This is a genomic window from Pseudoalteromonas sp. SaAl2, assembly GCF_052947895.1.
The window spans coordinates 534,578-556,123 of the sequence record NZ_CM129605.1 but is presented as its reverse complement, the minus strand read 5'-3'; the positions used below and the strand labels follow the sequence as shown (position 1 = coordinate 556,123).

Genomic DNA, 21,546 nt, shown 5'->3' with positions numbered 1-21,546 from the left:
AATGTACTAGCTGGGGCTAGTACATCATCATGGCGTTCGATTCGTAGATGATCCACACCGATAGCCCAACCACCATCACGATGATCAGCGCACTGAAAATGAATGATAACGAACTGGCTTTGCCATCTTCGGTTTTAAAGTTCAGGTGTAAGAAGTACTTTAAGTGCACCCAAATTTGCACAATGGCCATTACGACGATGCAGGCAAAGGTCGTTGGCTTTGACAACGTACCGCTCAGCACCGCCCAAAATGGAATCGCCGTCAGTACAATCGATAAAACAAAACCAGTTAAATAGTCTTTAACACTGCCGTGTGAAGCATCACTTTGGTTTTGTACGTGCAGCTCATCTAATGCATGTGATTCACTATGACTCATTACATCATCCCCATTAGGTAAACAACGGTAAATACACAAATCCACACCACATCTAAAAAGTGCCAAAACAAGCTTAGGCAACTTAAACGGGTAACGGTGGCAGGCTTTAGACCCCGACGTGATACTTCAATCATCATCGTTGCCATCCAAATTAAACCTGCTGTTACATGTAAGCCATGTAGGCCAACTAATGAGAAGAACGCAGATAAAAAAGCACTCTGTTGTGGACCATTACCATGAGCAATCAAATGATTAAACTCATAAATTTCCATACCAATAAATACAGCACCAAGAACAAATGTGACCGCTAACCACATTAAAGTGATAGCCTTTTTCTGTGCATGTGCAGAGATCATAGCAAAGCCAAAGGTGATACTACTTAAAAGTAATGCTGCAGTTTCAACCGCTACAAAATCCAGTTCAAAAATATCTTTGCCAGATACGCCACCGGCAGTGTTCATATAAAGCACCGCATAAGTGGCAAAAAATGAGGCAAATAATAAGCAGTCTGTCATTAGATAGAGCCAAAAACCAAATACCGTGTCGCCACCGGTATCATGATGCTCGTGAGTATGGGCATCATGATTGATGATATTCATATCAGCAGGGATCGAACTCATGCGCTGAACTCCTTACCTTGGTTAAATGTTGTTGCACTGGCATTATGTGCACTTTCAATTTCAAGAATTTCTTCTGGTTGCACGTAGTAATCAACATCGCTGGTGTAACAGCGTTTAAAGAATACCGCGGCTCCAGCAATAACGCCGACAATAGCCAACCACCAAATGTGCCAAATCATGGCAAAGCAAAAAGTTGTAAAACAGGCACTCATCATCACCCCTGCCGAGGTGTTTTTTGGCATGTGGATTGGCGCGTAGCTCGACTTTTGCTGATACGCTTGGCCTTTTTCTTTCATATCTGTCCACGTATCTATGTCGTGAACATGTGGGATCGTTGCAAAGTTATAGTACTGTGGTGGTGATGAGGTAGACCACTCAAGCGTATGACCATTCCACGGATCGCCTGTTGTATCTTTTAATACTTCGCGGTTTTTAAAACTAACAAACAGCTGCACCACTTGAAATACGATACCGAACATAATGATCACCGCCCCAACAAAGGCGATATACAACCAGATATTCCAATCAGGGTTGTTAGAGTGATTTAAACGTCGTGTCATTCCTAAAAAGCCAAGTACATATAAAGGCATAAATGCAACAAAGAAGCCTACTAGCCAGCACCAGAATGACGCTCTCCCCCACCCTTCATGAAGTTTAAAGCCCATAGCTTTAGGAAACCAAAATGCAAAACCAGCTAAGTAACCAAATACCGCACCACCGATGATGGTGTTATGAAAATGTGCAATCAAAAATAAGCTATTGTGCAATACATAATCAGCACCAGGGATAGCCAATAATACGCCAGTCATACCACCAACAGTAAAGGTGACCATAAAACCCAATGTCCAAAGTACTGGCACGCTAAACCGTAATCGGCCACGATAAATAGTAAATAGCCAATTAAATAACTTCACACCGGTGGGCACCGCAATCACCATGGTCATTACCCCAAAGAAGGCATTGACATTAGCGCTCGATCCCATAGTGAAAAAGTGATGTAACCATACGATAAAGCCCAAGATTGAAATAGCACCACTGGCATAAACCATAGATTTATACCCAAATAAACGCTTACCAGTAAAGGTAGAGATGACTTCGGAAAAAAATACCAAAAGCAGGTAAAATCAATATATACACCTCAGGGTGACCCCAAGCCCAGAACAGGTTGATGTACATCATGGCGTTACCGCCCGCTTCATTAGTAAAAAAGTGAAAATCTAAATAGCGATCCAGTGTTAGCATAGTCAACACCGCCGTTAATATTGGGAATGACGCAGCGATTAATATATTTGCCCAAGTGCATGTCCAAGTAAAAATTGGCATTTGCATTAAACGCATTCCAGGTGCACGCATTTTAAATACAGTGACTAAGAAATTTACTGCTGTTAACAACGTACCAATACCCGATATTTGTAATGCCCAAATATAATAATCGACCCCGACCCCAGGGCTAAAGGACATCTCCGATAATGGCGGGTAAGCCACCCAACCAGTTCTTGCAAACTCTCCGCAAAATAGAGAAATATTAATTAATATTGCCCCACCTGCGGTTAACCAAAAACTTAAATTATTTAAAAATGGAAAGGCCACATCACGAGCACCAATTTGCAAGGGCAAAATAATATTCATTAAACCAATCATAAATGGCATCGCCATAAAGATGATCATGATCACGCCGTGAGCTGTAAATATTTGATCGTAATGCTCTGGTGGTAAATAACCCGGTGCACCACTCGTCGCGAGCGCTAACTGTGCTCGCATCATAATGGCATCAGAAAAGCCACGAAAAAGCATAATAAGCGCAAGAATGATATACATTACACCTAAGCGTTTATGATCAATCGAGGTGATCCAATCGTGCCATAGCACACCCCATTTGTTATATTTTGTAACCAATGCAGCAATTAAAGCTGCTGAAATCACTACTACCGCCATTGTCACCATTAAAATGGGTTCATGGAACGGAATAGCATCTAATGTTAACTTTCCAAATAACGACATAATTATTCCTCGCCTTCACTATGCATTGTGTGACCACTGTGTTCAGGCATTGCTTTATGCTTCTTGTTCATATCACCATGCGCCTGCATATATTTCATAACAATGGTATGAAACAAGCCCGCTTCAACATCACTAAAATAGCTAACAGGATTATTTTCGCTAGGCTGTGCCAATGCATCGTAATCCGCTTTATAAAGGGTATTTTTTTGACTTTTAACCTTGTTTACCCAAGTATCAAAGTCAGCTTGCGTTGGTGTCGCAATGGCATTGAATTTCATACCAGTAAAACCTGCGCCACTATAGTTAGCAGAAAAACCTTTAAACGTGCCTGGTTCATTAGCGATTAAATGCAGTTTGGTTTCCATACCAGCCATAGAGTAAATTTGGCTACCCAGTTGGGGAATGAAAAAAGAATTCATGGTGCTTTGCGAAGTTATTTTATATTCCACAGGAACATTGGCAGGAAACACGAGTTCATTAACAGAGGCGATACCTTGATCTGGGTAAATGAACAACCATTTCCAATTGAGCGAAACCACTTCTACCGTTAAGTGCTCACCTTTACCTTCTAACGGTTTATATGGATCCAGCTCCTGAGTCGACTGCCAAGTAATAACGGCTAATATAATTACTATCACAATAGGAATAGCCCATACCGCCGCTTCAATTTTTGTAGAATGTGCCCATTTAGGAGCATATACTTCATGATCTTGCCCATCACGATATTTCCACGCAAAGTACAACGTCATAACTATGACTGGAATTACCACTATGAGCATTAATACAGTGGCAATGATAATTAGATTTTTTTCGTCTATTCCGATTTGCCCTTTGGGATCAAGCACTCCACCTTTACAGCCGGTCAGTGCCAGCAAAAGTGTGCCTAGAGCAATATTACATAGGTTTCGATTTAACAAATGACTACCCTACAACTTACAGCCAAAATACGTTGCGATGCGTTCAAGCAATAAAGTTCGACGTAAAATGGTTATATAATTTGATGCGAGTTGCTTAGCTTTTACATAAACAACACTTTATATTTCTCAAACAGCTTTACAGCAAACCCAAAAGCTTGAATGAGTTATTTAGGGATGGTTGAATAACAGACACACTGCTGCAATCTATTTTGAGAATAAAGCTTGCTATTCACTCAGCTAAATTAGATAGCATTCAACCGTTAAAGCGAGGGGGGAGCTCGACAGCCATGGGCATGACTTGTAATTTGAGACTTTAGTGTTTGGGCAAGTGAAAAGGTCGTTTTACGTAAAATAATACCTGCACGACGTGATGGAATATAATGAAATAGTAACCAACATAACCCGATAAGTAACTGACACGATATTACAGGGTAAGCCAAAAAACTAAATACATTAACTAAAGATGACTCATAAACAGCCCCTTCGGTTAATAAGCTTTTAAGCTCTATAGCATCTTCAATTGCACCGCTGGCAATCATAGACAAATTAAGCAGTAAGATTAAAAATACTGATAAAAGTTCTCGTCCAGCAAGTGTTGCACGCACAGCCAGTTGCCAACGACCTAACGTTGTTAACATGCAGGATGGCGAACACGTATTTAAACTCAAACGAATAAAACCTTACTAAAAATGTTGTTCACATACTATATTTTTAACTATGTATAGATGATCTAAATCAATAAACTTTCAGTAAGTACTGAAAATTCGTTCAAAAGTATAACAAAATAAACATACGCTACAAGGAAAAAATAATAAGAAAAATATTTAGGGGAGAAATATATACAGCAGATATAAAAACAGCCCAAGCTTTAAAAAAACTTGAGCCGCCTTTGACAACATCTTCACACACAATTATAAAGATTCGGTTTTAAGTGCAATCTGTACACTCTAAATTCATTGATGAAAACTAGTTCATCTAACTGCGCGGCGGTTAAAATAAAAAGCAACTCAAGCCAAGTTAATCCTTAACTTGAGTCGTCTTTTTGACAACATCTTCACACACAATTATAAAGATTCGGTTTTAAGTGCAATCTGTACACTCTAAATTCATTGATGAAAACTTCATTCATCTAACTGCGTGGCGGTTAAAATAAAAAGCAACTCAAGCCAAGTTAATCCCTAACTTGAGTCGTCTTTTTGACAACATCTTCACACACAATTATAAAGATTCGGTTTTAAGTGCAATCTGTACACTCTAAATTCATTGATGAAAACTAGTTCATCTAACTGCGCGGCGGTTAAAATAAAAAGCAACTCAAGCCAAGTTAATCCTTAACTTGAGTCGTCTTTTTGACAACATCTTCACACACAATTATAAAGATTCGGTTTTAAGTGCAATCTGTACACTCTAAATTCATTGATGAAAACTAGTTCATCTAACTGCGCGGCGGTTAAAATAAAAAAGCAACTCAAGCCAAGTTAATCCCTAACTTGAGTCGTCTTTTTGACAACATCTTCACACACAATTATAAAGATTCTTTTCATTGCAAACTGCTCGCATTTATAACTTGGCTTAGTAGCCTAAACACGCTGTAACCTTATTTGGTTTGCTCCGCTGTTTGCTTGAATCTAAATTTAGAGTAATAGCTCTGCGGTGACAACTGATAAAAATAAACTCAATAGGTGAAAAAAATTAATCTATCCATTTTCACATCATTTAATCGTTAAAAGTGCTAATCGAAAAGTTAATAAAAAGCAGCATAAATCACTAAAAACAATAAATATCAGTTAGTTAAATATTTACCTTGGCTTATACATAAATTTCATTAATGTTTAGTTTGGAAAAGTTAGTTTCATTCTCAGCAGTTTTTATAAACTGCCGAGAATAAAATATTTACAACTATGAAAGGGGAAGGAATTTACAAGATTAACATTTCATTATCAATGCCAATGTTTACACTTACTAGTTTTACCTATTCCAGGGTTAAAGGAGTTTGTTGGATCAAGCTCTTTGTAGAATGCTTTCAAAGTATCTTTAGCGAAATATTCATGACCCACATTATGCTCAGCAGGGTATTCTGCACCACGCTCATCAAATGTTTGTAAAATTTTATTTTTAACGGCTTTCGCATCGACACCTTTTTTCATAATGTAGTTTTGATGCATCACATGACAAAATAAATGGCCATAATAGAGCTTTACTTCTATTTGATCATCTAGCTCTTTGGGTAATTGTTCGAACCATTCTTTTTCATTACGTGGAAATGCAACATCTATGGTCATCACATCACCGAGCTCTTTAGCGCGCATCGCATGCATACGCCCAATAGCGCCGCCGGCTACAAAGCGATGTAAAATTGCTTTTTCACCTTCATCTTTAGTGCATTCGAAGTAACTGCCTTCGTTCTCTTTAAAAAACTTATCAAAGTAAGCTTTCGCTTCATCTACACCATCTCCACTCATTTCAACGATCCAGTGGTGTTCATATTTATCACGAAAATCTTCCATTCTCCTTGGTAAGTGATTTGGCCATAAATAACTTAAATACTGCATCACCCGCTCTGAAAACTTAGCTGGTAAGAATGAGAGCTTATCAGCAATACGATCAACGCTTCTCTTCATAGCAAACATCTTAGGGATAAACTTAGAACCAAGTTTATCAATAACTAAGAATGTATCTTTGCCGTACTTTTTACATGCGTCATAGCATTCCCTATGAATGTACTCGCCTGAAACAGGCAGAGTCTTAAAAGATGACAACATATCTCGGCGAATTTGCGCAAGCACGTTAGCGTCATTAGTACCAAGGTAAAAGACTTGATATTTATCAGGAATAGGAAATGTATCCATGCGTACAGCAAAAACAGCTAACTTGCCTGCACAGCCAGAGGCTTGATATAAGCGACGCCCATCATTATTGAATCGTGATGGCGTATCTGCATCAACATCTCTAATACGCTCATGATATTCATTATCAGATGCTCTGTGTTCCCCGTATTCTACATCCACCTCATTGTAGTTTTTATTTTGTAAGTTAGTGAGAATTTCTTCAGGGTTATCACCTAAGTGTATACCTAAGTTATTAACTAACGACAAATTACCTTGTTCATCGATTTGAGCAAATAAAGACAGTTCAGTATAAGCGGGACCACGCTGCACTAAAGCACCACCAGAATTATTACAAACACCTCCAACTATAGATGCACCAATGCACGACGAACCAATGACTGAATGCGGTTCACGACCATACTGTTTTAATACATCTTCTAAACCAAATAAAGTCGCCCCAGCCAGTCCAACTATTTGCTTTGCATTATCAATTAGTTGGATATCACTTATACGCATTGTATTAATAACAACAATAGGACGATCATAGTCATTGCCATCAGGTGTAGAGCCACCGGTTAGTCCCGTATTAGCCGCTTGCATTATCACTATCACATCGCTTGCAACACACGCCTTTAACGCCTGCCAAACTTGCACTAATGTTGCAGGTTTGATCACTGCTAAAGCGTTACCAGAGCCAAAGCGAAACCCTTTGCAGTAAGGTTGCATTTTCGAATCATCAGTTAGCGTAAATTTACTACCTACAATTGTGTTTAATTCTTGGATTAATGAAGTATGTGCTGAGCTGCTAGTCATTATTATTCCTAGTGTAGTGATATTTAGTATATGCCGACAATATACTATCAAAAGTTAAGTTGTTATCTATATAGAAACTAAAATAATCGTTCGACTCCTATTTTATTTCAATTATTTTGCAATATAAGAACAAATTATTCCAGTGAATGCAGATTAGATTTTTTCACTTAAAGATATAGTAAGTCATTAATGACCGACTTATAAAGCAGCTAAGTTAGCTACTTGGTTAGTTTTTAAAGTGATATAGCTATTTACGCGAGCACTTCCAGCATTATGTACAAAGGCACTAAATTAGCTCTATTAAGCAATCCTCACTCAATAACTATTGTAATAAGTTTCAACCTATATAGTTTACGAATAAAGCAGTGAAAACAAAAAAGCCGCGTTATGAAACTTCATAACGCGGCTTTTTTGTTTTATATCGAAAGCGAATCGCCTCGCTTAGCCGAAAAGGTTAAAACGTGTAGTTATATTGAGCACCAATTAACACGGCATGGCCCTTAGACTCAAAGCCCCAATAAACCTCTTGCCCAAGCTTTTCTGCTAAGCTGTCTTTTTCAGTAAAGTTTTGCGTTTTACCACGTAAAATACTCGCGCCTAAGTCAATATTAGAGTTCTTACTAAAGGCATAGTTAGCACCAAACGATAACCAAAAACGGTCTGTATCAGGGATCGAAATAGACATATGGTTTTTGTCTGCCGGCGACTCATCATACGCTAAGCCTGCGCGAAGGAGTAAGGCATCAGTATACTGGTAATCACCACCGATAGAGTAACGCATTGAGTTAGAAAAGTTTTCTTTTTTAGAAAAGACAGGACTTTCTTGGCTCGGCGTATACGCTTCTAGTTTTTCAAAACTATTCCAACCGGTCCATAAAACACTATAATGAAGTCCTGTTTTTTCATCTAATTGATGTGAACCAGAAAACTCAGCGATTGCAGGTAGTGTAAGCTCTAATTGACCAGGAGCAATCTCACCATTAAAACCTCCTGCTTGTGTAGGTACTTGGTTTGAGTATTCCCCGAAAAATCCACCGTTGATTCACTGCGATAGTTAAAACCAAAACGGCTATTCTCATCTAGCTGATACATAGCACCCACATTCCAGCCAAACGCATAATCATCACCTTCAAGGTGTGCAGTTTGAGTTTGTGCAGGTAAACCGTATGGGTTTTCACCAGCATTACGTATAACTTTTGCATCAGCATAAATATAGTTTAGACCAAAACCTAAACTTACTTGCTCAGAAATTTTGTAAGCCACACTGGCATTCATATTAACAGTTACAATTTCAGTTTCACCTGCTACCGAACCTGCTTCATAGGCTTGATCAAACTCAGTCGCTAAACCAAAGTTCGAAAAAGCACCAAAACCAATTGATACACGCTCATGTACAGGCATGGTAAAATATCCAGCTGGTACAAACGCACTTGGCGCAATACTATCGTCATCGAGCGTACTTGAGTCTGAACCATACGCCGTGCTCTCACCTTTTAAACTCACATCAGGAATTACTGCAATACCAGCCACAGAGATTTGCTTATCTTTAAATAAAGTCATAAGCGCAGGGTTTCGAGCAACGACAGAAGCATCATCAGCAACAGCAGCTTCACCAGCATATGCACGCCCAAGGCCAGAGGCACTATGCTCTGCTAGTTGGAAAGCGGCAGCAAAGCTATCAGTAGATAAAACAGCAAGTGATGCTGCAATTAGAGTTTTAGTAAATTTCATTGTGTTTCCTTAACCAAAGCAAAGCTTGGATACCCATTTAGTTGTTCTTAACCTGTGCACAGGTTGTTTAGGATCAAGTAATTATTTTCAAAACTTCGCTACACTACCTTAATTTTTTGTAAAAAACTTCATGAATATGGTAAAAAATGGCAAAAAACAGGGTTTTTAACTGCACTTTAACATTTTTTTAAAACTCATCGGATGAGAAATATGGTATTAGAGTTAAAGCTCTAATTGTAATTAATTATCATTTACATTGACTTGATTAATCTGCACAATTAGACTATTTGCAAACACCAGTTAAGGGGATAGCTGTGGAAATAGTATTAATTATTATGGCTCTTGTTTTTTGTGGGGCCAGCGTATTTAGTTTTTGTAAAGCAAACTTTTGCGCATGTACCAGAGCCGGTGAATGCGATAACCCTGTTAATCATTATTGGTTAGGAGCGATAGTGGCTGCTTTTATAGCTTTACTATGTTGCTGTGGTGCACTTCATTCAGAGAAAGGCACACTACTATGGCTAGTATTAATGGTGAGTTGTTTTAGTGGTGCCTTGTTATCTGCAAGACAGTCAACCAAAAAGCGCTGTGATAAATCAATTACAAAAGATACTAAACCAACAAGTGCTCTTTTAACAAACGAGCCAAATTAAGCTGATAATCAAGGGGCTTTATGCTAGCGAGGATTTTTAAATCATGCTCAGGCGACGTTAAGTCAATATCTTTTGCCGTAACATGGTGGTTATGCTTAGCATTGTAAAATATTTTAACTTTAGGCTTAATTGGATTTTGATGGTTTCCTTCAGTGACTAACGCTAAACGCTCATTGGTTAGCTTAACAATTGTGCCAACTGGGTGTACGCCTAAACATTTAATAAACCGCTGTACTAACTCACTATCAAATAAGTGCTTACTACCCAATAAATAACGTAAAACATTGATAGGTTCATCTCCTAATTGATGTGGCCTGTCAGAGCTCATCGCATCATATACATCGACAATAGCCATGATCCTAGCCGGGCGACTTAACTTCTCACCTGCTATTCCTCGCGGATAACCGCTGCCATCTAAACGTTCATGATGGTTGACTATCATATCAAGCATTAACGGAGTGATCCCCTTTTCACCTTTTACAAGCCCTAAACTCTGAGCAACGTGCTTTTTTATCGCCTGCATCTCTAGCTCGTTCACTTCTTCAGGCTTAGAGAATATCCCCTGTGGTAATTTAGCTTGACCTAAATCATGTAGCAATGCCCCCATTGCCAGCTCTTGTACTATTTCTTCTTTATAACCGAGATACTTAGCAAAAACCGTCACTAAAATCGCGCAATTGGTCATATGACGCCAATTATACATATTCTTATCTTTGAGCCGAGTCAGAATTGTCATGGCATTATGATTACGAAATACTGAAGCAACGATATCTTTGGCGATATCGTCTAATAAGGAGATATTCATTTTCAAACCCGATGTTACATCGCCATATAAACTTTGTAACTTTCGGTTATGCTGCTCATAGCTAACGCTCGCTTTGGCAAACTCTTGCTCAACAGAAACTACTTTTTTTACTTTTTTCTTTGCTTTACCTGGTTGCGCTTTTTCTGCGGTGGTATCAGGTTTTTCCTGGTATTTAGCAGGGATCCCTACGTCACTTTGGGTAAAGTCTATCAGTAACTCTTGCACACCTTCAGAGATAAGGCGTTGAATAATCGATTTATCGCGGACTAATCCACGAGTTTTAATTTTTATACTGTCAACGCCCTCATACTGTTTGCTAACACTGTCAACAAACATACCTGGCACAAGCTCGGAAATAGGAAGGGTAATGAGCATAAATAGCAATAAGTTACTTTTTTGAATAATGGCTTTTTATTATCAACTATCCAGTATAAATGTCTATAACTAAAAGCAGGAACAATAAATAAGTATGAGAAAACTGGCGGGTTGGTAAACTGCTCTAGGCCCTAGTGGCTAGGACCTAGTGGCTATCACTTATTCTTGAAAATAAGTACCCCAGCCGTCGTACTCAACACCTGTATCAACAGCAAGTTGAGCGAGCTTATCAACGTCTTCCATAATTACATCTACGTCTAACTCAGCTTCAACAACAATATCAAACCCCCAAATTTTAGCGCCATCTTCAAGCTCTAATTCAGCAGGTTCTTCAACATCATAGCCTAGCTTAAACGCAGCAAGTGCGGCTTGCTCAAGTTTTACGAAGTCTTCACAAACAAAATGGTGTTCTACTTCATATAGGATTTCAGGGTCAGAGCCATCTTCTAATAAAGAAGTTACGATGTCTTCACTAATTTCACGCCAATTTTCCATTATTTTTCTCTCACTTGCGCATCTAATTCGGTAATTCTAGCTGCCATTATAGCGTGAACGCGGCTTGCGTGCTCACGCGCACTTATCTCTTTATCAAGGTGCTGTGGTGCTAACATGTCAATGCAGATTGTACCATTGTCCCAACGATTTAGTTTAATGGTTTTATCCGTTGTGCTCATACACACGGGTATGACAGGAACCTGTGCATTCAAAGCCGTATGAAATGCCCCTGTTTTAAACGGTAATAGGCCTCGGCCATAGCTACGCGTTCCTTCAGGAAACATCCACACAGATAAACCGTTTTGTTTGATTTTTTCAGCTGCTTTTGAAATCGTACCAGCAGCCTTTGAACGGTTCGTTCTATCTATAAGAATATTACCAGACAGCCAATAAAGCTGACCAAAAAAAGGGATCCACTTCAAACTTTTTTTACCTAAACTTACACAGTTTTCTGGCACTGCAGCTGGTAATGTAAATAAATCATAATTATTCTGATGGTTTGCTAAATACACGGCAGGGCCTGCATTTAGTACCTCGCTGTGGCGTGTGATAACGAGTTTAACACCGAGCATTTTAGCCATAGAGCCAAACCAACTTGCAATAATATGTACATTATTTTTATGGAAAGGTTTGATTAAACACAATATTAAACCGCAAAAGCAGCTCAACAAAATAAACAAAGCCATGATTAAGATACGAATAAAAGCTAGCAAAAAAATACTCTCCAATAATTAAAGCGCGGGCATTATAGCGTTATTTTAGTCGCTAAACGAGAGTTTAGCGCACACTTGTAAGCTTAAATTAATTTATCCTTTAAAAACAAACGGCCTGCATTAGCAGGCCGTATGATTATCAAGTATAGCTGTATTTATTCTGGCTGAGGTGATTCGTTTATCTCATCATTTGGCATGAACTCAACTTCAGCCTCATCAACACGTTGCAAGCCTCGTGGTAGCTTATTTCCGCGACGTCCCCGTTCTCCGTGATAATGCTCAAGATCACTCGGTTTGAGTGTTAACTTTCGCTTACCTGCATGCAGTGTCACGCTAGAGCCTTGTGGCACGACGGTGAGCACTTTGACAAACTCTTCACGCGCTTGTACTTTTGCACTTGGGATGGAAATTATTTTATTTCCTTTACCTTTACCTAGTTTTGGTAAGTCACGTAATGGGAAAAGCAACATGCGCCCCTCATTTGAAATCGCCATACAGTAATCTGTCGCCACATCATTGACGCGGATCGGCGCGAGTAGCTGCCCCCTTTAGGCACACTCACAAGTGCTTTACCATTTTTGTTTTTACTAACTAAATCTATAAAGTCAGTAATAAAACCATAACCCGCATCAGAGGCCATCAGTAATACTTGTTTATCTTCGCCCATGACAACATGTTCAAAGTTAGCCCCAGCACTGAGGTTGAAGCGCCCCGTCATTGGTTCGCCTTGGCTTCTCGCTGATGGTAGGCCATGTGCATCGGTGGCGAATGCCCGTCCTGCTGAATCTAAGAAAACAGCAGGTTGATTGCTCTTACCACGTGCAGACGCTTTATATTCATCGCCTGCTCTGTAATTTAAGCCCTCAACATCTAAATCATGGCCTTTACCGACTCGTGCCCACCCTTTTTCAGATAACACAACCGTCACGGATTCTGATGGGATTAAATCTTTTTCGCTCAATGCTTTTGCTTCAATACGCTCAACAACAGATGAGCGACGGTCATCACCATATAATTCAGCGGCTTCTTGAATTTCTTTTTTCAGTAATGTCGACATACGACGGTCTGAACCTAAAGTAAGCTCAAGCTTGTCACGCTCTTTTTGCTAACTCATCTTGCTCACCGCGGATCTTAAATTCTTCAAGTTTAGCTAAATGACGTAATTTTAACTCTAAAATTGCTTCAGCCTGAATTTCAGAAATATCAAAACGCTCCATCAAGACTGGCTTTGGCTTATCTTCAGTTCTAATTATTTCAATCACTTCGTCGATATTTAAAAAGGCAGCTAATAAACCTTCTAAAATATGCAATCTGGCGAGAACTTTATCCAAACGGTACTGCAAACGTCGACGCACTGTTTCGCGTCTAAATACCAGCCACTCAGTCAAAATACTACGTAAGTCTTTCACCTGCGGACGGCCGTCAAGGCCAAGCATATTTAAATTCACACGGTAGTTTTTTTCAAGATCTGTGGTAGCAAATAAGTGAGCCATTAACGGCTCTGCTTTAATACGGTTAGACCTTGGAATAATTACAATGCGCGTCGGATTTTCGTGATCAGACTCATCCCGTAAATCTGCCACCATTGGCAGTTTTTTTCGCATTCATTTGCGCGGCTATTTGCTCAAGGACCTTACTACCAGAGCACTGATGTGGCAATGCAGTGATAACAATATCACCTTGCTCCTGCGTATAAACTGCACGCATTTTTATTGAGCCTCGCCCTGTCTGATATATTTTTTGAATATCCGCTTTTGGAGTGATTATTTCCGCATCTGTCGGATAATCTGGAGCGTGAACAAGCTCTAATAACTCATTAAGCTCAGTTTTTGGTTTATCAAGCAGTAAACAACATGCGCTGGCCACTTCTCGTACATTATGCGGTGGAATATCTGTCGCCATACCAACTGCAATGCCGGTAATACCGTTTAATAAAATATGTGGCAGTCGAGCAGGTAGAACCTGTGGTTCATCCATGGTGCCATCAAAGTTAGGAGTCCAATCAACGGTACCTTGGCCTAGCTCTTTGAGCAGCACTTCCGAGAATTTGGATAAACGAGCTTCAGTATAACGCATTGCAGCAAATGACTTAGGATCATCCGCAGCACCCCAGTTACCTTGGCCATCCACTAATGGGTAACGATAAGAGAAAGGTTGTGCCATCAACACCATGGCTTCGTAGCAAGCACTATCACCGTGCGGGTGATATTTACCCAGTACATCACCAACAGTACGTGCTGATTTTTTATATTTAGCCGCAGCCGATAGCCCCAGCTCACTCATCGCATAAATAATACGGCGCTGGACCGGTTTTAAGCCATCGCCAATGTGTGGCAATGCCCTGTCCATGATCACATACATGGAATAATTCAAATAGGCGTCTTCTGTAAAACGCCCCATTGTTTGTTGCTCAACTCCTTGCATCAGCAAGGTATCTGTATCACTCATCAAAGCCTACCTAATTTTTTTTATAGCTTACACGGTAGATCACATTGGCGTAATCATCGGAGATCAATAAGCTGCCATCGGCAAGTTCTGCAAAAGCAACCGGACGACCCAATGTTTCTTCGTTTTTCATAAAGCCCGTTATAAACGGCGTGTATTTTATCACACGTCCTTGCTCAATAGTGGCAACAGCCACTTTATATCCTGACTTTTTACTGCGATTCCATGAACCATGCTCAGCAACAAATAACTGTTGTTTGTAATCGCTCGGAAATTGCTTGCCGTTATAAAAGTGAATACCCAGTGGGGCCACATGAGCACCTAAGGCTAATGCGGGTGCCGTATAATCGCTGGTACTTTTACCTTTACCAAACTCAGGATCTAAAATAGCCCCCGCATGCACGTAAGGAAAGCCAAAATGTTCACCTTCATTAGTTAAGCGATTTAATTCATCAGGCGGTATGTCATCACCCATCATGTCGCGTCCATTATCGCTAAACCACATAGCTTGTGTGCTTGGATGAAAATCAAAGCCAACCGAATTGCGCACACCTTTAGCAAGTGTGGTAATTTGCTTGGTATTCACATCAAGCGCAAATATTCGACCAAATCGCTCATCTTCAGCGCAAATATTACAAGGTACGCCTACTGGGATTATCAATTCGCCGGTAGGTGCGAAACGTAAGAATTTCCAACCGTGATGACGCTCTGTCGGTAATGCATCATAAACGACCTCATATTTTGGTGCTTTGAGTTGTTTATCTATATTTTTGAAGCGAATAATACGGTGTACTTCACCTACATATAAATCATCACCTTTAATGGCAAGCCCTGATGGCATTGATAAGTCACTGGCGACTAAAATCTGTTTATCTGCAACACCATCACTGTTGTGATCTATCAGTGCATATACCTTGCCTGCTTTACGAGAGCCAACATAAACAATGCCTTTTTTAGATACCGCAATTTGGCGAGCATTTTCGACCCCATCAGCAAAAATACTCACTTTAAAGCCCTGAGCCACACTCAGCTCTTGGAGTATGTCGTTCGCAAAGGTCGGAACACTTAGCAATCCAAGCGTAATAATCGATACTAGTACTTTAATCATAAACCTCTACCCTGTTTCGGCCATTTTCTTTAGCAGCATATAAGGCCTTATCTGCTTGCTTTAGTAAATCTTTGAATGTGCTTGTTTGCTCATTCTTTTGAGTCACGCCTAAACTTGCTGTGACTCTAATTATTCCTTTATCGCTCTGGATTTGTGCTTTTTCGATGGCACTTTTTATTCTGTAAGCAATTTCAGTGGCTTCAACTTGATCCGTGCCTGTCAAAACAACTAAAAACTCTTCGCCACCAATCCGTCCTAAGAAATCATTTTCACGAATTGCTTGCTGGGCAACGTTAACAATGGTTTTTAATACTAAATCCCCAGCTGGATGACCATAGTTATCGTTCACTTTTTTAAAGTGATCTAAGTCAAAGCTAATTAGCGAAAATTTATTACAGCCTTGTTTTAACTCCAGCCATTGCTGTTCTGCAAAATCCATAACTTTTCGTCTATTTGCCACGCCTGTTAAATAATCTGTATTAGCGAGTCCATTAAACTTACGTTTTAATCGATACTGGCGCCATGCAAAAATAAGTAACACCAGAGCCAACATTAATACGCTAAACATTATACTATGCTGTAGTGCTTGTTCTTGTTTTATTTCTAGCAAAGCAAACTCATTGAGCTCTTTATCTTTTTCTAGTAGTTGATTCTCTAGTTCCAATTTTTTAATGTCAAATTGGGCTTTATTCTGAGAGCGAAACAGTTCACGTATATAGTTATAATGCTGCTCATTAAGCGAAATATATGATTGATATTCCTCAGTTGCTCGTTCAAAGTCACCTTCTTTTATAGACAATTTCGCTTGCAATTTTTTTAACCGAAGTAAAAAAGTTATCGCACTTTCAACTGGAACATCACTTAGGATTTCGCTAGTTTTAGTAATTGTTCGGCTAGCTTGTTCAAGTTTTGATTGTGTTATTTCAATTTCAGTTTGAATCAAGAAGTGATCTACCTTCTTATAGACGTCTTCAATACCGGCCACAAACTGATTACTTAAATCTAAAAACTTAACGCTTTGTTCAATATCACCTAATTGTAAGTATGCTTGCGTAAGAGTGATATATGCATAGTAGTTAAATTTAGGGCTGGATGATTGTGACTCTGCGTTAATCCTTAAAATTTGCTCAGCATTCAAAATTACGTCTGAATTACGTGAAAGCTTGAGATAAATCTTAGCTAGATGATAATAAGAAACCATCATATCAAACGATAAATTTTTACGACTAAAATAAGACAGAGCTTTTTTTTGCAGCTCAATAGCTTTATCAAAATCATATAAAGCTTCATAAGATTGTGACATCGTAGATTCAATGTAAGCGAGCTGTAAGTCATCGCCACTTTTAAGAAAGACTTCGTAGGCTTTATAATAATAATCTTTTGCTTTACTCTCGTTATGATTACTTACGTGGTAGTTAGCAAAAGCAGCATACAGGTTACCTTTGGCTTTATCATCTAACAGCGTTATTTTTTCCTTAGCTTTATCTAATTCAGCCAACGCTAACTTTGAATCCCCTTGCAGCAAGTATATATCCGATTTAACAATAAAGTAGCTAACCGCTGAAGTCGCATCGAGTAACTCTTGGTAACGTTGTATCTGTTTGACTAATTCAACTGCTTTATTCATATCACTATTAAGTAGGTAGTTTTCAGCAAGCGTGATTTGTAGTTTTATGCGTTGAATTTCAGTTAACGTAGATGCTTTATCTTTTAGGATATTATTAAGATATATAACAGCAAGTGTTGGGTTTTCAATGCTTTTTTCTTCAGCAATGGCCAGCTTTTCCTCTAACCATTGCTGCTCAACTGAAGTATTCGCATTAGCAGTGCTAAAAAACACTGCTAATGCGAAGCTTAACAAATAGCGATTTAAAACAGCCATTAACAAAGCCTACCAAGTTGAGGGTGCATAAGCTGCTTCCTTTGAAGTTATACTTGAGCGCGATTTCCGTGATCTTCTAACCATTGACGCCTGTCTGAAGAGCGCTTTTTAGCAAGCAACATATCCATCATTTCGAGAGTGTGTTGCTCTTCGTCTAATGTTAGCTGCACTAAGCGACGGGTATTTGGATCCATAGTTGTTTCACGCAATTGCAGCGGGTTCATTTCGCCCAGGCCTTTAAAGCGTTGAACGTTAACTTTACCGCGTTTTTTCTCCGCCTCTATACGCGCTAAGATACCCGATTTTTCATCTTCATCTAGCGCATAGTAAACCTCTTTACCTATATCGATGCGAAATAGAGGCGGCATAGCCACATATACATGACCTTGCTTAACTAATTCAGGAAAGTGACGAACAAAGAGTGCGCAGAGTAAAGTTGCAATATGTAACCCATCAGAGTCAGCATCCGCTAAAATACATATTTTGTTATATCGCAGCGCTGATAAGTCTTTTGAATCTGGGTCCATTCCTAATGCAACCGATATATCATGTACTTCTTGTGAAGCTAATATTTGGCCTGATTCTACTTCCCACGTATTTAAAATCTTACCTCTGAGCGGCATAATTGCTTGAAACTCTCGGTCTCGAGCTTGCTTGGCAGAGCCACCAGCAGAATCACCCTCAACTAAAAACAATTCAGTGCGATCATTATCGGCCGCACTACAGTCCGTCAACTTACCTGGTAATGCAGGGCCTGCTGTCACACGTTTACGAACAACTTTTTTAGCAGCGCGAAGACGCCGCTGAGCATTTGAAATACATAACTCTGATAAAAGCTCGGCAATATCAGTGTGCTCGTTGAGCCATAAACTAAATGCATCTTTCACCACACCTGATACAAACGCTGAGCAAGAGCGCGATGAAAGCTTTTCTTTTGTTTGGCCTGCAAATTGAGGATCTTGCATTTTAACCGACAAGACATAGCTACAACGCTCCCATATATCGTCAGGAGTCAGTTTAACGCCTCGTGGAAGCAGGTTTCGAAATTCACAAAACTCACGCATTGCTTCTAATAAGCCTTGGCGCAAACCATTTACATGCGTACCACCTTGCGCAGTCGGAATTAAGTTTACATAACTTTCTGCAATTGACTCTCCGCCTTCAGGTAGCCATACAACAGCCCAATCAGCCCCTTCTGTGGAACTGGAAAATTCCCCTGTAAACGGTTCTTTTGGTAATACTTCATAGCCCTTAACAGCTTCATTTAAGTAATCACGTAAGCCCGTTTCGTAATACCACTCTTGAGTTTCTTTGGTTTGCTTGTTGATAAACTTAATGCGTAAACCGGGGCATAATACTGCTTTGGCTTTAAGTAAATGATGTAACTTAGTCAGTGAAAAGTTAGCAGAATCAAAATAGCTGGCATCAGGCCAAAAACGCACCGTCGTACCGGTATTACGCTTACCCACAGTGCCAATAACATTTAAGTCTTCAACTTTGTCGCCATTTTCAAACGCCATCATAAATTGCTGTGCATCACGGCGCACAATAACTTCAACACGAGTAGATAGTGCATTTACAACCGAAATACCTACGCCGTGTAGACCACCTGAAAATTGATAGTTTTTATTTGAAAATTTACCGCCGGCATGCAATTTAGTAAAAATCAACTCGACTCCGGGAATGCCTTCTTCAGGGTGAATATCGATTGGCATACCACGACCGTCATCACTCACCTCTAACGAGTTATCCTCGTGAAGAATAACGTCAATTTTACTTGCGTGCCCAGCCATTGCTTCATCGACACTGTTATCAATCACTTCTTGACCTAAGTGATTAGGGCGCGTGGTATCTGTGTACATACCAGGACGGCGTTTTACGGGTTCTAAACCATTTAATACTTCAATGGCTTCGGCGTTATAATTTTGCTGACTCATAGTTTTTATCTTTTTATGCGCTTAGCTATGTTTTACGTGATTTTAAGAAAATCCACAATACTTGCAAAGGTGCTCTCAATGTTTTGAAAACTGTGATCGCCACCAAACTCAATATGTTGTTTACACTGTGAATAATAATTAACTGCCTGTTCAAAGCCGAGTACTTCATCGCCCGTTTGCTGTAATAAATACAATAATGATGGGGAAGTTAGCGGTGTTATGAACAGTGATTTTAACGCACTAATATGGCTTTTATTTAGCTCGTAGTGGGTATCCTGATAAGGGTTATAATTAGGCCCTAAAAATGAACTCAATAATAAAAAAGGCTCAACCGCAGGATTAATGACTACTGCACGAAGCTGATATTTTTGCGATAAATACGTGGCATAAAAACCACCTAAAGAACTACCAACTAAAACTGTATCTGGCGTTAGTAGTTGCTCTAATTGAATAATGGCATGTAAAGGCTCATGATTTAAGCGCGGCACAAAATATTCAACGTCATAGTTTGCCATATACTCGCCAAAGCGCACAGCTTTATATGATTTTTCGCTACTATTAAAGCCATGAATATAAATTACACGTTTAGCCATACCAATTCCGTGTCGCAGGTCAAATTTTCACTCTCTGCACTCTTAGATAGAGTAATAAGCCTATAAGCTGCACCTAGATTTTGTTGTTGCCAATCAGGTGTGTTTTTTAAAAATTGTACAGAACTTGCAGGGGTTGCAACCACTTTTATATCTCTGTAATCAAACTCATAATTGTTATGTACATGACCATGAAACAACCAGTTTACATAACTGCTGTTATTGAGCCTATTTAGCAATTGTGGGCCATTTTCTAGCATGTGCTTATCCAAATAACCATTTATTGGTAATGGGTTATGGTGGCAAAAAACAACACTCGGCAACTTTGCTTGTTCTAAACTGTCAGTCAGCTCTGTTAAATGAGCGTCAGCTACCCATCCGGCAGGTGTTGCTCCTTTTGAATTAAGTAGAAGTACAGCAAAGCTATTAGTGATTAGTCGCTTCGCATTTGAGATTTGCTTATTAGCAAGGGATGTTAATAAATTTAGCTCATCATGATTACCCGGCAACCAAAAAACAGGACAAGTTAATGGTGATTCCGCTATTAATTGAGCAAATAATGAATATGATTCTACGCTGTGATCTTGGGTCAAGTCGCCACCAAAAATCACCCCATCTAAGTTTTGTGTCGCCATGTCTGTTAAACAAGCGAGGAAGTGCTCTGCAGTGTTGACTCTAAAGTATTCGCCGCTACGACTGGCAAACAAATGACTATCAGTAACATGAGCCAGTTTTAATACTTCACTATTAAACTTAGCTTCTTGTTCAAACCAAGCCATTATTAACATCCCAATTAAGTACTGCACGACCACTGTCAATACAGGCTATTAACCAATCGTATAAAAAGGCATTGAGTTGATACTTTTCATCTTTTTGATGCATTAAAGGATTTGGATAACCATATGAAGGCTTAATTCTTTGATGGTAATCATGATGAACAATCTCAGCAACTTTCGCATCATGGTACAAACGCACAGTTAAAAATAACGGCGTCATGCCTTTAATAACACCAGATAACTGAGTTATTGAAATATCCATGGTGTACTTGGCACAGCCATCAACGTTAATTTCAAACTGATGCTCACCTAATTGAACGCGGCGTGTTTGACCAACCTCTTTACTTAGCGGTAACAGCTTTAAAGCGCGCAAGTAATTATGCTCACATAACGTAAGGTATTTAGGTAAGCTTTGGATATATCGTTGTTTCACTGCTGTTGCTGTCAAGTTACCGCCATAAAGTTAAGAGTTAAAAGTAGT

Annotated in this window: 15 protein-coding genes and 3 pseudogenes; 1 reads left to right on the top strand and 17 read right to left on the bottom strand. The window is 39.4% G+C overall.

The window, feature by feature from the left end:
• Nucleotides 1-16: 16 nt before the first annotated feature.
• The 7 genes and pseudogenes from cyoD to ACU8V8_RS02595 all read right to left on the bottom strand — a co-directional run bounded on the left by cyoD (nucleotide 17) and on the right by ACU8V8_RS02595 (nucleotide 9,286).
• Nucleotides 17-376 carry a cytochrome o ubiquinol oxidase subunit IV gene (cyoD, locus tag ACU8V8_RS02625; RefSeq protein WP_446888753.1) on the bottom strand — a complete coding sequence of 120 codons (360 nt, stop codon included), beginning with the start codon at nucleotides 374-376 and terminating at the stop codon, nucleotides 17-19.
• The gene (gene cyoC, locus ACU8V8_RS02620; protein WP_446888752.1) at nucleotides 376-996 is read right to left on the bottom strand and encodes a cytochrome o ubiquinol oxidase subunit III; all 621 of its coding nucleotides are present in this window, start codon (nucleotides 994-996) and stop codon (nucleotides 376-378) included. Before cyoC ends, cyoD begins: the two co-directional genes overlap by 1 nt.
• Nucleotides 993-2,997 (bottom strand): annotated as a pseudogene (gene cyoB / locus ACU8V8_RS02615) (cytochrome o ubiquinol oxidase subunit I). The gene cyoC and the pseudogene cyoB overlap by 4 nt, the downstream one beginning before the upstream one ends.
• Before the next feature lie 2 nt (nucleotides 2,998-2,999).
• Complete coding sequence (gene cyoA, locus ACU8V8_RS02610; protein WP_446888751.1) at nucleotides 3,000-3,914, bottom strand: ubiquinol oxidase subunit II; 915 nt, start codon at nucleotides 3,912-3,914, stop codon at nucleotides 3,000-3,002.
• Between the two features lie 260 nt (nucleotides 3,915-4,174).
• A complete protein-coding gene (locus tag ACU8V8_RS02605) occupies nucleotides 4,175-4,552 on the bottom strand; it encodes a hypothetical protein (protein ID WP_446888750.1) in 378 nt (125 codons plus the stop codon).
• Nucleotides 4,553-5,854: 1,302 nt separating this feature from the next.
• Nucleotides 5,855-7,555, bottom strand: a complete 1,701-nt coding sequence (gene dld / locus ACU8V8_RS02600; RefSeq protein ID WP_446888749.1) for a D-lactate dehydrogenase — start codon at nucleotides 7,553-7,555, stop codon at nucleotides 5,855-5,857.
• 454 nt (nucleotides 7,556-8,009) lie between these two features.
• A pseudogene (locus ACU8V8_RS02595) lies at nucleotides 8,010-9,286 on the bottom strand (outer membrane protein transport protein).
• Nucleotides 9,287-9,600: 314 nt separating this feature from the next.
• Here ACU8V8_RS02595 and ACU8V8_RS02590 point away from each other — a divergent pair.
• Nucleotides 9,601-9,939, top strand: a complete 339-nt coding sequence (locus ACU8V8_RS02590) for a hypothetical protein (RefSeq protein ID WP_446888748.1) — start codon at nucleotides 9,601-9,603, stop codon at nucleotides 9,937-9,939.
• On the opposite strand, the gene ACU8V8_RS02585 is transcribed toward ACU8V8_RS02590, so the two are convergent.
• The 10 genes and pseudogenes from ACU8V8_RS02585 to ACU8V8_RS02540 form a co-directional block, all read right to left on the bottom strand.
• Nucleotides 9,899-11,119: an HD-GYP domain-containing protein gene (locus ACU8V8_RS02585; RefSeq protein ID WP_446889564.1), complete on the bottom strand. Its 1,221-nt coding sequence runs from the start codon at nucleotides 11,117-11,119 to the stop codon at nucleotides 9,899-9,901. The genes ACU8V8_RS02590 and ACU8V8_RS02585 overlap by 41 nt on opposite strands.
• A gap of 159 nt (nucleotides 11,120-11,278) precedes the next feature.
• Nucleotides 11,279-11,614, bottom strand: coding sequence for a ribonuclease E inhibitor RraB (rraB, locus tag ACU8V8_RS02580; RefSeq protein ID WP_087532880.1), 336 nt, complete (start codon nucleotides 11,612-11,614; stop codon nucleotides 11,279-11,281).
• A complete protein-coding gene (locus ACU8V8_RS02575) occupies nucleotides 11,614-12,327 on the bottom strand; it encodes a 1-acylglycerol-3-phosphate O-acyltransferase (RefSeq protein WP_446888747.1) in 714 nt (237 codons plus the stop codon). Before ACU8V8_RS02575 ends, rraB begins: the two co-directional genes overlap by 1 nt.
• A 155-nt stretch (nucleotides 12,328-12,482) precedes the next feature.
• Nucleotides 12,483-14,775 (bottom strand): annotated as a pseudogene (gene parC / locus ACU8V8_RS02570) (DNA topoisomerase IV subunit A).
• Nucleotides 14,776-14,785: 10 nt separating this feature from the next.
• Entirely contained in the window at nucleotides 14,786-15,880 is a 1,095-nt protein-coding gene (locus ACU8V8_RS02565) for a PQQ-dependent sugar dehydrogenase (RefSeq protein ID WP_446888746.1), read from the bottom strand.
• Nucleotides 15,873-17,762 carry a tetratricopeptide repeat-containing diguanylate cyclase gene (locus tag ACU8V8_RS02560; protein ID WP_446888745.1) on the bottom strand — a complete coding sequence of 630 codons (1,890 nt, stop codon included), beginning with the start codon at nucleotides 17,760-17,762 and terminating at the stop codon, nucleotides 15,873-15,875. The genes ACU8V8_RS02565 and ACU8V8_RS02560 overlap by 8 nt, the downstream gene beginning before the upstream one ends.
• 47 nt (nucleotides 17,763-17,809) lie before the next feature.
• Nucleotides 17,810-19,699: a DNA topoisomerase IV subunit B gene (gene parE, locus ACU8V8_RS02555; RefSeq protein WP_087532875.1), complete on the bottom strand. Its 1,890-nt coding sequence runs from the start codon at nucleotides 19,697-19,699 to the stop codon at nucleotides 17,810-17,812.
• 32 nt (nucleotides 19,700-19,731) lie between these two features.
• Nucleotides 19,732-20,292, bottom strand: a complete 561-nt coding sequence (locus tag ACU8V8_RS02550; RefSeq protein ID WP_446888744.1) for a YqiA/YcfP family alpha/beta fold hydrolase — start codon at nucleotides 20,290-20,292, stop codon at nucleotides 19,732-19,734.
• Nucleotides 20,277-21,068: a metallophosphoesterase gene (locus ACU8V8_RS02545; RefSeq protein ID WP_446888743.1), complete on the bottom strand. Its 792-nt coding sequence runs from the start codon at nucleotides 21,066-21,068 to the stop codon at nucleotides 20,277-20,279. Before ACU8V8_RS02545 ends, ACU8V8_RS02550 begins: the two co-directional genes overlap by 16 nt.
• A complete protein-coding gene (locus ACU8V8_RS02540; protein ID WP_446888742.1) occupies nucleotides 21,055-21,513 on the bottom strand; it encodes a DUF1249 domain-containing protein in 459 nt (152 codons plus the stop codon). The genes ACU8V8_RS02545 and ACU8V8_RS02540 overlap by 14 nt, the downstream gene beginning before the upstream one ends.
• Nucleotides 21,514-21,546: the final 33 nt, after the last annotated feature.

What these genes read in the sequence shown, in the direction of transcription:
- cyoD (WP_446888753.1), bottom strand. Translation starts at nt 376, where the DNA reads ATGAGTCATAGTGAATCACATGCATTAGATGAGCTGCACGTACAAAAC.
- cyoC (WP_446888752.1), bottom strand. Translation starts at nt 996, where the DNA reads ATGAGTTCGATCCCTGCTGATATGAATATCATCAATCATGATGCCCAT.
- ACU8V8_RS02605 (WP_446888750.1), bottom strand. Translation starts at nt 4,552, where the DNA reads ATGTTAACAACGTTAGGTCGTTGGCAACTGGCTGTGCGTGCAACACTT.
- dld (WP_446888749.1), bottom strand. Translation starts at nt 7,555, where the DNA reads ATGACTAGCAGCTCAGCACATACTTCATTAATCCAAGAATTAAACACA.
- ACU8V8_RS02585 (WP_446889564.1), bottom strand. Translation starts at nt 11,119, where the DNA reads ATGCTCATTACCCTTCCTATTTCCGAGCTTGTGCCAGGTATGTTTGTT.
- rraB (WP_087532880.1), bottom strand. Translation starts at nt 11,614, where the DNA reads ATGGAAAATTGGCGTGAAATTAGTGAAGACATCGTAACTTCTTTATTA.
- ACU8V8_RS02565 (WP_446888746.1), bottom strand. Translation starts at nt 15,880, where the DNA reads ATGATTAAAGTACTAGTATCGATTATTACGCTTGGATTGCTAAGTGTT.
- ACU8V8_RS02560 (WP_446888745.1), bottom strand. Translation starts at nt 17,762, where the DNA reads ATGGCTGTTTTAAATCGCTATTTGTTAAGCTTCGCATTAGCAGTGTTT.
- parE (WP_087532875.1), bottom strand. Translation starts at nt 19,699, where the DNA reads ATGAGTCAGCAAAATTATAACGCCGAAGCCATTGAAGTATTAAATGGT.
- ACU8V8_RS02550 (WP_446888744.1), bottom strand. Translation starts at nt 20,292, where the DNA reads ATGGCTAAACGTGTAATTTATATTCATGGCTTTAATAGTAGCGAAAAA.
- ACU8V8_RS02545 (WP_446888743.1), bottom strand. Translation starts at nt 21,068, where the DNA reads ATGGCTTGGTTTGAACAAGAAGCTAAGTTTAATAGTGAAGTATTAAAA.